Raw genomic sequence first — 11,720 nt, 5'->3', positions numbered from 1 at the left:
CCCCACCCCCCGTGCTCCCCGTGGCCGCCTGGAAAGATTCGATGAGCAGCGCCTGCACGGCCGGGTCGCTCAAGGACAGCACGCCGTTGCCCAGCGGCACCCCGCTGTCACCCGGGCACGCCACGTCCCCGTAGGGGTTCACGTCCGGCCGGCACAGCGCGTACGTCACCGTCACCGGCCGCGCGTCCGGCGTCACCGCCAGCGCGCTGAACGTCACCGGCGGCGGCAGCGTGGAGCCATCAGGCGCCACCACCAGCTCCGGCGGCTCCGCCTTGATGCCCAGCACGCGCACGCGGCGGATCTCACTCGGGTCTTCGAAGTCGGGGCCGCTGCACGCGCTCAACCCCAGCAAGGCAATGGCAGACAACAGCACGGGAGTGCGCATGGCGTCAGAAGGCTCCCTTCAGGCCGAGCACGGGCAGGATGGGCAGGCCCTTGAAGAACTCGCGCTCTGAATAGTTGTAGTTGTAGGCCACGCCTTCAACCGACTGGTTGTTGTAGGCGTTCGTCAGGTCCAGGTAGAGGTCCAGGTTCCACGTGTCGAACACCAGGTTCTTGTCCACGCGGATGTCCAGCTGGTTGAACGACGGCAGCCGCTGCGAATTGACCAGCCCGTAGTACGGGATGAACACATCCGTCGTGTCGTCGCGCTTCGCGCCCAGCACCGGCGTCGTCGGATTGCCGGACGCGAAGCGGAACCGCGCGCCCACCTCCCAGCCCTTGGGCAGCTTGTAGCTGGCGATGGCCGTCAGCACGTGCGTCTGGTCGTTGTCGAACTTGCGCCAGCGCGCGTCCGGCGCGTCCCGGCGCTCGCTGCGGCTGAGCGTGTACGAAATCCACCCGAACAGCCGGTCCGTCAGCGCCCGGCGCACCAGCAACTCAAAGCCGTAGATGCGCCCCACGCCGCCGTTCTTCAGGTTCTCCGGCACCGACTCGCCGTTGCGCTCCACGCGCGCGTTCGAGCGGACGATGAGGTCATCCAGGTCGTTGTAGAAGACCTCGCTGCCCACGAACCACTCCGGCCGCGCCTGCCACTCCGCGCCCACGCTGTACTGGAGCGACCGCTTCGCCCCCAGGTCCGGATTGCCGAACCCCGGCGACGGCTCATCCTGCACCGGCGGGCTGTGGTAGACGCCCGCGCCGCCCTTCAGCGTCAACGTCTCCGTGAGCGCGTAGCGCACCGCGAGCCGCGGGTTCACCGAGCGCTTCACCTCCTGCTGGTCCGTGAAGATGTAGCTCTCCGTGCGCACGCCCGGCACCACCAGCAGGTCTTTGACAGGCCGCCACCGCACCTCCGCCCAGGCGGACGGGTAGTACTGGGTGAACTTCCCGTCGATGTTGATGAGGTCCTCCGCCACCAGCGGCGACGGCGGCTCACCCTCGCGCGGCGGCTGCTGGATGCTGGCCCGCACGTTCGCCAGGTTCGCCACCACGTCCAGACCGCCCGCCACCGTCACGCTGTCGTTGAAGGCGTACTCAATCGTGGGCCGCAGGAACAAATCCGTGGACGCGATGCGCAGCCCGCGCTCGCCAATCTGGAAGTCCAGAATCGTGTTGCCGATGAGCGCGTGCGTGTCGAGCGTCAGCTTGTCCTCGCGGAACTGGTGCCGCAGGCGCAGCTGGTTGAAGCCCGTCGTCACGTCCAGGCCGCCGTTGACGGACGGGTCGCCATCCGCCGGCTGGTCCAGCAGCAACGCCAGCCGGTCGCGCGATGTCAGGCCCTGCAGCGTGAAGGTGTGGCGGCGGCTCGGCTTCCACACCAGCTTCGCCTGCGCGTCGTAGTAGCGCGGCGCCACCTGGAGGCTGTCGTCGTCCATGGGCACTGCCTTGAGCACCAGGTCGATGTACGAACGCCGGCCGCCAATCGCGAAGCTCAGCGTGTCCGTGATGGGGCCCTCAATCACCGCATTGGACTCAATGAGGCTGATGCCCACCGTGGCGTGGTAGCGGTCCGTGCGGGGCTCGCGGCTGCGCACGTTGATGACGCCGCCGGTGATGTCGCCGTAGTACGCGGAGAAGTTGCCGGGCAGGTAGTCCACCGCCTCCAGCAGGTCCGAGTTGTAGACGGAGGTGAGCCCACCAAAGTGATACAGGATGGGGATGCGCAGGCCGTCCAGGAAGACGCCGGACTCCTGGGGGCTGGTGCCACGGATGACCAGCGCGCCGCCGTTGAACGCGGGCCGCGCCACGCCCGGCAGGTTCTGCACCACCTTGAGCGTGTCACCCTGCGTGCCCGGGACGCGCTGCACCTCCGCCACCGTGATGGTGGTGCGCGTCACCTCCTTGCGCTCGCGGTCGCTGCGCACCACCGTCTCGTACTGGCTGAAGATGCGCTTCTGCACGTAGTACTTCGCCTGCGTCTCCTTGCCCTCTTCAATGGTCTCCTGCGTCTTGAAGCGGTCGTAGTTGCCCATCACCACGACGACCGGGTGCGTGCCCACCGGGACGCCGCGGAAGGCGAAGCGCCCGTCGCCGTCCGTGACGGTGGAGCGGTCCAGCTCCGTGAGCACCACCTCCGCGCCCACCAGGGGCTTGCGCGTGCCGCGCTCCAGCGCCTGACCGCTGAAGTTCACCGGCCCCTGCGGCTCCGCGACACCGCCGTCCGCGGAGGTGGCTTCCGGCGGCGGCTCCGGCGCGCGGAAGACGAACTGGTAGGCGTACTGGATGCGAACGGGCGCGGGGACGTTGTCCACCTCCGCGGGCTCGAACTGGAACTGCTTCACCGCCTCCGTGGCGGCTTCATCGAAGCCGTGGCCCGCGGGCTGGGTGATTTCGACGTTCGTGACGGCGCCCGTCTCCGAGATGTCGATGAACATCACCACCGTGCCCTCGAGCTGCTGGGCGGCGGCATCCGGCGGGTAGGCCGCTTCGACCTGTCGCAGGAGCGCGGGCGGCTTTGTCAGCACGCCCGTGGGAGCGCCGGCATCACCGGCGAGGGTCCCTGCGTCCGGAGCCTGTGCCACGGCTCCGGTCGCAAGCAATACACAGACGACGCAGAGGAGCGTTCTCATGAAGGGTGCGCGGGTCTCCCGCGCACCCTCCTAGCGCCCTCCGAGGCCCGGAGCGAGCACGATCTCGATGCGCCGGTTCTGGCTCTTGTGCTCCGGCGTGTCGTTGGGGACGAGCGGCTGGTACTGCCCATAACCCGCCGCGGACAGCATGGTCGGATCCACGCCAGAGTCCTGAAGCGAACGCACCACCGCCATCGCGCGCGCCAGGCTCAGCTCCCAGTTGGTGGCGAACTGTCCGCCGCCGGTGGGCACGTCGTCCGTGTGGCCCTCCACGCGCACGATGCGGCCCTTCACCGTCTTGAGCGCGTCGGCGATCTTCACCAGCGCCTCCTGCCCCTCCTTGCCCACGCGCGCGGAGCCGGACGCGAAGAGGATCTTGTCCTTGAGCTGCACGGTCATCCGGCCCTTCATCTCCGACAGCTCGATCTTGCCGTCGGAGATCTCCTGCTTGAGGGACTGGGCCAGGTTCTCGTACTCGGAGCTCTTCTTCTCCAGCTCCTCCTTCGCCTGCGCCAGCTTCTTGGCGTTGCGCCCCAGCTCGTCGTTGAGCGCGGCCAGCTGCGCGTTCTTCTCCTCCAGGGCGCGGCGCTCGGCCGCGGCGCCGGTGAGGCGGTTCTCGGAAGCGTTGAGGCGCGTCTCCAGCGCGGTCTTCTCCTGCTCCAGCGCGGCCTGCTTCTCCTCCAGCTCCTTGATCTTCGCCTCGGCGGCCGCGCGGGCCGCCTTCTCATCCGTGAGGTTCTTCGTCAGCCCCTCGGCCTCCAGGGCCTTCTCGTTGAACTTCCCCTGCGAGACGCAGCCCGTGGAGAGGGCGACGAGGGCAGCCAGAACCAGACGTGTGCGCATAGGTGCGATTCCTCCTGACAAGGATGTTGGTGGGTCTGAGAGTACCGCTCTCAGGCCCGCCGCCTAGGAGAAACGCGCATCCAATTTGAGGCCAAACTTCCCTGCCGGACGAGCGGGCTACTTGGGGAAGATGGGGTGGGTGTCCAGCCAGGAGCTGAAGAGGGCGTCCGCGAAGGGCTTGCCCGGGATGTGGACACCGCCGGACGCGCCGCCGGAGACGTGGAGGCCGGAGCCGGGCAGGTAGGTGAGGACGAGGTCGTCACCCTTGCGCACGTCATGGAGGGACGACAGGAGCTTCTCCAGGGACTGGTTGAGGGCATCCTCGCGCATGGCCGGGTTCTGGCGCAGGCCTTCGCGGAAGCTGCCGACGAGCTGGTCCTTGGTGATGGTGCGCAGGAAGCGGAAGTGCAGGCGTTTCAGGCTGTTGGAGGACACGGCCTCCTTGAAGCAGGTGGGCTCCTCCTCCATGTAGAGGCTCCACACGTAGACGTTGAAGAAGAGCTTCTTCTTCAGCTCCATGTGGGTGAGCGCCAGCGTGCGCCCTTCCACCTGGAGGGAATCCGGCATGTTGACCCCGCCCGCCTGTCCCGCATGGGCGGCAGCGCCCACGAACAGGAGCATCCCCAGCGCGAGCCCTCGCGCTCCCTTCTTCCACGCCGTCCCCATCATCGCCTTCCCCTTCACCCCTGAGTCGGTGATCGCAACGGTGCGCATGCTTCTAGAAACCGCCACCGGCCACGATCATTGGTTTGTGCACCATTGGACGGCAACCGGCCGCCCAAGGCAAGGCTGTTGGGGGTTCAAGTGACTCCCCGGCCGGAAGGCGCATGGCGCGGGGCGTCGTGGAGCCGGCACGTTCCGCGCTCCGAGCCCTGAAAGGGACCACTCCTCCGCGCCCTGGAAGTCCAGCCAGACGGCCTCGCCCGTGTGCAGGACCAGGTCCAATTGCAGGAGCTGTTTCTGCCGGTCCATCCGCACGCCTGTGACCTCGGCGTCGTGGAGCGGCACTTTCAAGAAGGACATGACCTCCCTCAACCCGGTCATCAGCGGCTTCTCCGTTCCCAGCCGGGCTGCCTCCGCATCCAGAACCTCCACGAGCGTCCTGGCCGCGGCGACAAGATCCGCTCGAAACGCATCGATGCTTCCGATTCGAGCGACGTGCCCACGATACCCAACCGCCATGCCCGTCCCCTGTCTCTCCAGGGAAAAGGCATACGGCTCCACCACCACATCCACCGGGACTCGCGGCTCCGTCTGGAGACGTCTCACCCCTTCCGACAGGGTGACGAGATAGGTGTCCAGGAGGGTTTCGCGCTCCTCGACGCACCCATCCTCGCCCTGGATGAAGAAGTCCCCCAGCGGGTCGTATGGCTCGACGGCCCCTTCATCGAGCCGCCAGCGGATGTAGCGCCCGGAATATCCCTTCACGAGAAGGCGCCCGAGGACGTCACGACGCCGGAAGTCTGGGCGTGCGCCGCGCTCCGGGGCAGCAGCACCACGAAGCACGCGCCTCCGTCCGGTGGGCTCTCCACCGAAATCCGGCCGCCATGCGCCGCGACGATCTGCTTGGAGATGAAGAGCCCCAATCCCAACCCTCCCACGTGACGGGAGGCGATGCCGCGCTCGAAGCGGTCGAAGATGCTCTCCCGCTGCGCCTCTGGAACGCCGGGGCCGTGGTCTCGCACCTCCATGCGCACCAGGTCCCCCGCCGTGTCCAGCCTCACCGTCAGCGGCCCCCCGGGCGCGTACCGCATGGCGTTGGTGATGAGGTTCGTCAGCACCTGCTCCAGCCGGCGCGCGTCCACCGCCCCCACCAGCTTCGGCGGCGCCTCCAGCTTCGCCAGGCACCCCACCTGCACCAGCTGTCCTGACAGCCGCTCCAGCACGTCAGAGGCCATCTGCACCAGGTCCACCTCCTCGAAGGTGAGCTCGAACGTGCCCGTCCGGATGCGGGCCACGTCCAGCAGGTCCTCCACCAGGCGCGTCAGCCGGTCCACCTGGACCAACGACACCTTCAGCGACCGCGCCAGCCGCTCCGGGTTGGGCGTCCGTCCCTCCACGGGCTTCACGTTCCGCTCCGCCATCTGCAATTGCAGCATCAGGGACGTGATGGGTGTCTTCATCTCATGCGAGGCAATGGAGAGGAATTCGTCACGCGCGCTGAGCAGCGCCTCCAAACCCTGTTGGTGCTGCTCCAGCTGCTTCGCGTGCGTCTCCTGCTCCGCCGCCCGCAGGCGCAGGGCCGCCATGGAGAGCTGCGCCTGAACGCGGGCCAGCAGCTCCTTCGCCGCGAACGGCTTCGTCAGGTAGTCATCCGCGCCCAGCTCCAGGCCGTTCGCCGTGGCCTCCTCTCCCGCTCGCGCGGACAGCAGGATGACCGGCAGCGTGCGCAGCGCTTCGTCCGCGCGCAGCTGCTGCACCAGCTGGATGCCGTCCATCACCGGCATCATCACGTCCGACAGCACCAGGTCCGGCCGAGACTCGCGCGCCGCACCGAGCGCCTCCGCCCCGTTCGCCACCGCCGTCACGTCGTAGCGCTGCGACAACAGACGCCGGACGTAGTCGCGCATGTCCGCGTTGTCGTCCGCGAGCAGGATGCGCGGCCGGGGCCCGCTCTCCATCACTGGAGCCGGAGCGCCAGGCGGAGAGGCCGGCATGGGCGCTGGCTCGTCCGAGGGGTCCACCGACCAGCGCAGCGCCTCCTCCACGAAGGCCTCGACGCGCACGGGGTTGGCCGGGGGCCGCTCGCCCTCCGCCAGCGCCTGGGTCCCCAGCCAGAAGGCATTGCCCAGCGGCACCCGGACGGAGAAGGTGGAGCCCTGCCCCTCCACGCTCTTCACCTCCACCGACCCGCCATGGAGCTTCGCCAGGTCGTGCACGAGCGCGAGCCCGATGCCGCTGCCCTCGTGCGTGCGTCCCCGGGCCTCCTTCACCCGGTGGAAGCGCTGGAACACCTTCCCCAGCTCCGCCTCCGGGATGCCGATGCCCGTGTCCCGCACCGACAGCCGCGCGAAACCTTCCTCCCGCTTCAGCTCGACGCGGATCTCCCCGGCGTGCGTGAACTTGAACGCGTTCGACACAAGGTTGAGGACGATCTTCTCCCACATCTCCCGGTCCACGAAGACCGGCTCGCCCAATGGCTCCGCGTCCACCACCAGCCGCATGCCCGCGCGCTCGATGGCGGAGCGGAACGCGCTCGCGACGTCGCGGGTGAGGGCGGACAGGTCCGTGGGCTCCACGGTGGCCTGGGCGCGGTTTGCCTCGATGCGGGAGAAGTCGAGCAGCGCGTTCACCAGCTTGAGCAGGCGCAAGGCATTGCGGTGCACGACCCGCAGCTCTCCTTGCGCCGGCTCTGGCAACGTCCCCCGCAGCCCCGCCAGCAGGTCCTCCACCGGCCCCAGCATCAGCGTGAGCGGCGTGCGGAACTCGTGGCTTACGTTGCTGAAGAAGGCCGTCTTCGCCTGATCAATCTCCGCGAGCGCCTCCGCCCGGCACCGCTCCGCCTCATAGGCCCGCGCGTTCCCGAGCGCCGCGCTCACCGCGCCGCTCAGCATCTCCACGAAGGCACGGTAGAGGTCATCCAGCGGAAGCCGCTGGCTCGCCCCGATGACCAGGTACCCGAGCGGCGCCTCCACGCCCGCGACGCGCACCGGCAACACGAAGGAGGTCTTCATGGGCTCCGGGTACGGCCCCGCGACGACCGGCCCGAAGCGGGCCTCCAGGTCCGTGACCGGCTCCACCCGCCCGCTCCTCGCTGCCCGCGCCAACGGCCATGTCCCGTCGTCGGCGCTGCCCGTGAGGCGGATGACCTCTGGCACGAATGGCATCCCGGCCACGGTCCCACACAGGCCCCGGAGCCGGGCCTCGGTGCCGTCCGGTGAGGTCACGTAGAGCAGCGCGAAGGGCAGGTCGAAGGTGTACTCGCCCAGCGTCGCGAGGAGCAGGTCACACGCCTCGTCGAACACCAGCGCCTGGCCCGCGCTGTCGGCGATGTCCCTCAACGCCCGCGTCCGCCGCTCGGCGAGCATCGTGGGCGTCGTCTCCGTGACGGGGTGGAAGAGGCCCACCACCTTGCCGGACTCGTCGCGGATGGGGCTCAGCGAGAAGGTGAAGAACGTCTCCTCCGGGTAGCCGTTGCGTTCGAGGAACATCCGCTGGTTCTCGAGGTAGGACGTCTCCCCCGCGAGCGCCCGCTCGAACGGCTCCCCGATGGCGGGCCACGCCGAGGCCCAGGTGACCCGGTAGCTCTCTCCCATCGCGCGCGGGTGCACCGCGCCGCAGACCACGCGGTAGCCGTCGTTGTAGATCTGGTTGTGGCCGTCGCCCCAGATGATGTTGATGGGGAAGTTCGACGCGAGGCACAGGCTCACCGTCGTGCGCAGGCTCTGCGGCCAGGACTCGATGGGCCCTAGCGGGGAGCGTGACCAGTCCAGTGATGCGATGAGGGCGGCCATCTCGCCCCCGCCTGCCAGCCATTCGAGCTTCCCGGGAAGCGGAGCCATCGTGAGGAAGTAAGTACCCCGGTACGAACCATCAAGGCGAATGGCCGATTCACGGCCCTTTGGACCGTCGGTCACACGACGGTCCCACACGTGGTGAAGCGTCAGCGTAGGCTCGCCCCATGAACTCGCCCGCCCCGACCCAGGTCCATTTCCGCACCTGCAATCTGTGTGAAGCGATGTGCGGCGTGCGCATCGAAGTGGCGGACGGGCGCATCACGTCCATCAAGGGCGACGCGGAGGACCCGTTCAGCCGGGGCCACATCTGCCCCAAGGCCGTGGCGCTGCGCGACCTGCACGAGGACCCGGACCGGCTCCGCCATCCCATGAAGCGCACTGCTTCCGGCTGGGAGCGCGTGTCGTGGGAGGACGCATTTCGCGACATCAGCCAGCGGCTCCATGACCTCCAGAAGGAGCACGGGCCAAACGCCGTGGGCGCGTACCTGGGCAACCCCAACGTGCACAACCTGGGCGCGATGATGTTCGGCCCCATGCTGCTCCGCGCGCTGCGCTCGCGAAACCGGTTCTCCGCCACTTCTGTTGATCAGCTCCCCCACCAGCTCGCGGCCCACCTCATGTTTGGCCACCAGCTGCTGGTGCCCATCCCGGACATCGACCGCACCCGGTACATGCTCGTGCTGGGCGCGAACCCGCTCGCGTCCAATGGCAGCCTGATGACGACGCCGGACGTGCGGGCCCGGCTGCGCGCCATCCAGGAACGCGGTGGCAAGGTGGTGGTCATCGACCCTCGCCGCACCGAGACGGCAACCATCGCCGACCAGCACGTCTTCGTCCGGCCCGGCACCGACGCGCTCGCCCTCTTCTCCCTGTTGCATGTCGTCCTGGAGGGAGACGCGCACCGCATGGGCCGGCTGGCCGCGTTCGTGGACGGCCTGGACACCGTGCTGCCGCTCGTCCGGGACTTCCCTCCGGAGCGCACGGCGCCGCATACCGGCATCGCGCCGGAGGTGCTTCGCGGCATCGCGCGGGACTTCCTCGCCGCGGACGGGGCCGTCTGCTACGGGCGCGTCGGGGTGTCCACGCAGCCGTTTGGCTCGCTCTGCCAATGGCTCATCAACGTCCTCAACATCGTCACCGGCAACCTGGACCGTGAAGGCGGCGCCCTCTTCACCCTTCCGGCCTTCGACCTCATTGGTGGGCCGCGAGCGTTCGGCGTCAGCCCGGGCAGCCATGGCCGCTGGAAGAGCCGCGTCCGGGGCCTGCCGGAGTCCTCCGGGGAGCTCCCTGTCGCCGCGCTCGCGGAGGAGATCCTCACCCCGGGCGAGGGCCGCATCCGCGCCCTCATCACCCTGGCCGGCAACCCCGTGCTGTCCACACCCAATGGCACGCAACTGGACACCGCGCTGGGGCAACTGGACTTCATGGTGAGCGTGGATCCGTACCTCAACGAGACCACCCGCCACGCCCACTACATCCTGCCGCCCGCGTCCGTGCTGGAGCGCGGGCACTACGACCTCGTCTTCCACGTGCTCGCGGTGCGCAATACAGCAAAGTATTCGCCGCCGGTGTTCCCCGCCGGTCCGGACTCGCGCCAGGACTGGGAGATCCTCCTGGAGCTCCAGCACCGGCTGGAGACCCTGCGCAAGGGACGGAGCGTTCGCGCGCTGCTCCAGTACCAGGCCCTCAAGCGGATGGGACCGGAGCGCATCCTCGACCTGGGCCTTCGCATGGGGCCCTATGGCTCGCGCTTCCATCCGCTCAAGAAGCACGGCCTGTCGCTCGCGAAGCTTCGCGCCGCGCCGCATGGCATCGACCTGGGGCCGATGAAGCCCAGCCTGCCCGGCCGGCTCCGCCACCGCTCCAAGCGCATCCAGCTGGCGCCGGAGCTGCTCGTCGCGGACGTGGCCCGGCTTCGCGCCGCGTTCCCCGACGACGCTGCGCCTCGCGAGGGTGAGCTGCTGCTCATTGGCCGGCGGCACCTGCGCGACAACAACTCGTGGATGCACAACGTGCCGGGGCTGGTGAAGGGCCGTCCCCGCTGCACGCTCATGATCCACCCGGATGACGCCTCGCGCATTGGACTCACCGATGGCGTGAACGCCACCATCCGCTCGCGCGTGGGCGAGGTCACCGTGCCCGTCGCCGTCACCGCAGACGTGATGCCCGGCGTCGTCAGCCTGCCGCACGGCTACGGCCACCAGCGTCCGGGCACCCGCCAGCAGGTCGCCAGCGCGCACGCGGGCGCCAACATCAACGACCTCACGGATGACCGGGCACTGGATGCCGTCAGCGGCAACGCCGCGTTCAGCGGGACGCCGGTGCAGGTGCGACCGGCCTGAGCCTCTCTCCGCGCTACACCGGAGCGGGCAGCACGGGCGGCACCACCGGCGCGGCGGCCGCCACCTTCGCCTTCGCGCGCCACACCAGCGGCGTGAGCGCCCCCACCAGCACGAACACCGCCTGCACCGTGTGCGCGAGCAGCGCGATGGACATCGCCTTCGCGGCCGTGGTCCCCATCGCCCCCGCCGCCAGCGAGAACATCCCGTCCGTCACGCCCACCTGCCCGGGCACCAGCGAGCCCATGGCCAGCGCCACCAGGTAGAGCCCCTGCGTGAAGAGCGCCTGCACCACCGACGCGTCGATGCCCACCGCGTGCGCCAGCACCGCGTACTGCATCACCTGCAACACACGGCTGCCCAGGAACGCCATCATCGGCCGCCACGGACACAGCCCTCCGGCGCACACCGACGCCTGGAACGCCTCCGCGTGCGTGCCCCACTTGCCACACCGCCTGCGCATCCACGCGCCCATCCGCTTCGCCCGGAGCCCCGCGCGCACGCCCAGCGACGCGAGCAGCAACACGAAGCCGTGCACCAGCATCGCAATCGTGAACGCGCTCCAGCCCGTCATCACATACGCGGCCAGCGCGCACGGGAAGGAGATGAGCCCTCCAGCCCCCAGCGATGCCGACTGCGACGTGGCCGCCGCCGCCGCCGCCGCCGCGCCACCTGTGTAGGGCGTCAGCAGCGTCGCCTTCGTCGCCTCGGCCGCCGTCCGGCCCGCGGGCGCCATGCTCGACACCGCCGTCCCAATCAGCTGCGCTCGCATCAGCACCGCCAACGGCACCTGCCCCGCGCGCGCTCCGTAGGACAGCCGCGTCGCCGTGGCGTCGCAGGTCTGCCGCCCCAGCTCGATGAGCACCACCCAGGGGAGCAGCGGCAGCGCCTCCACGAGCGTCGTCTTCAGCTCGCCCGCGCCGGCCTTGTGCACCAGGGCGCCCAGCATCCCCAGGCCGCCCATCGCGAAGACGGGTTTGAGCACCGTGAGCAGCCTGCGTCTCCAGACGCACGGTGTGGCGGAACTGTCTCTTATTCACATCTGACGCTGCCGACGACTTAATAGGTGT

General features: G+C 69.2%; 7 protein-coding genes and 1 pseudogene. 1 reads left to right on the top strand and 7 read right to left on the bottom strand.

The genetic code is table 11. The features are described from left to right. The 6 genes and pseudogenes from D7W81_RS34805 to D7W81_RS34780 all read right to left on the bottom strand — a co-directional run. Window positions 1–385 (bottom strand): annotated as a pseudogene (locus D7W81_RS34805) (hypothetical protein); the annotation flags it as partial. Window positions 386–389: 4 nt separating this feature from the next. After that, window positions 390–3,011 carry a TonB-dependent receptor domain-containing protein gene (locus D7W81_RS34800; protein ID WP_120559692.1) on the bottom strand — a complete coding sequence of 874 codons (2,622 nt, stop codon included), beginning with the start codon at window positions 3,009–3,011 and terminating at the stop codon, window positions 390–392. 30 nt (window positions 3,012–3,041) lie between these two features. Then, the gene (locus D7W81_RS34795) at window positions 3,042–3,854 is read right to left on the bottom strand and encodes an OmpA family protein (RefSeq protein ID WP_120559691.1); all 813 of its coding nucleotides are present in this window, start codon (window positions 3,852–3,854) and stop codon (window positions 3,042–3,044) included. 117 nt (window positions 3,855–3,971) lie between these two features. Further along, window positions 3,972–4,568: a chalcone isomerase family protein gene (locus D7W81_RS34790; RefSeq protein WP_244227644.1), complete on the bottom strand. Its 597-nt coding sequence runs from the start codon at window positions 4,566–4,568 to the stop codon at window positions 3,972–3,974. Window positions 4,569–4,595: 27 nt separating this feature from the next. Beyond that, on the bottom strand, window positions 4,596–5,282 hold the full coding sequence (locus D7W81_RS34785; RefSeq protein WP_120559689.1) for a hypothetical protein: 687 nt from the start codon (window positions 5,280–5,282) through the stop codon (window positions 4,596–4,598). Then, window positions 5,279–8,308, bottom strand: a complete 3,030-nt coding sequence (locus tag D7W81_RS34780) for an ATP-binding protein (RefSeq protein ID WP_120559688.1) — start codon at window positions 8,306–8,308, stop codon at window positions 5,279–5,281. Before D7W81_RS34780 ends, D7W81_RS34785 begins: the two co-directional genes overlap by 4 nt. 167 nt (window positions 8,309–8,475) lie before the next feature. Here D7W81_RS34780 and D7W81_RS34775 point away from each other — a divergent pair, with 167 nt between their 5' ends. Then, window positions 8,476–10,653: a molybdopterin oxidoreductase family protein gene (locus D7W81_RS34775; RefSeq protein WP_120559687.1), complete on the top strand. Its 2,178-nt coding sequence runs from the start codon at window positions 8,476–8,478 to the stop codon at window positions 10,651–10,653. 13 nt (window positions 10,654–10,666) lie between these two features. Here D7W81_RS34775 and D7W81_RS34770 read toward each other — a convergent pair whose 3' ends face one another. Continuing rightward, a complete protein-coding gene (locus D7W81_RS34770; protein ID WP_244227642.1) occupies window positions 10,667–11,635 on the bottom strand; it encodes a lysylphosphatidylglycerol synthase domain-containing protein in 969 nt (322 codons plus the stop codon). Window positions 11,636–11,720: the final 85 nt, after the last annotated feature.

The organism is Corallococcus aberystwythensis (genome assembly GCF_003612165.1).
In the GTDB taxonomy this organism is placed as follows: domain Bacteria; phylum Myxococcota; class Myxococcia; order Myxococcales; family Myxococcaceae; genus Corallococcus; species Corallococcus aberystwythensis.
This window is presented reverse-complemented; position numbering and strand designations above follow the sequence as displayed.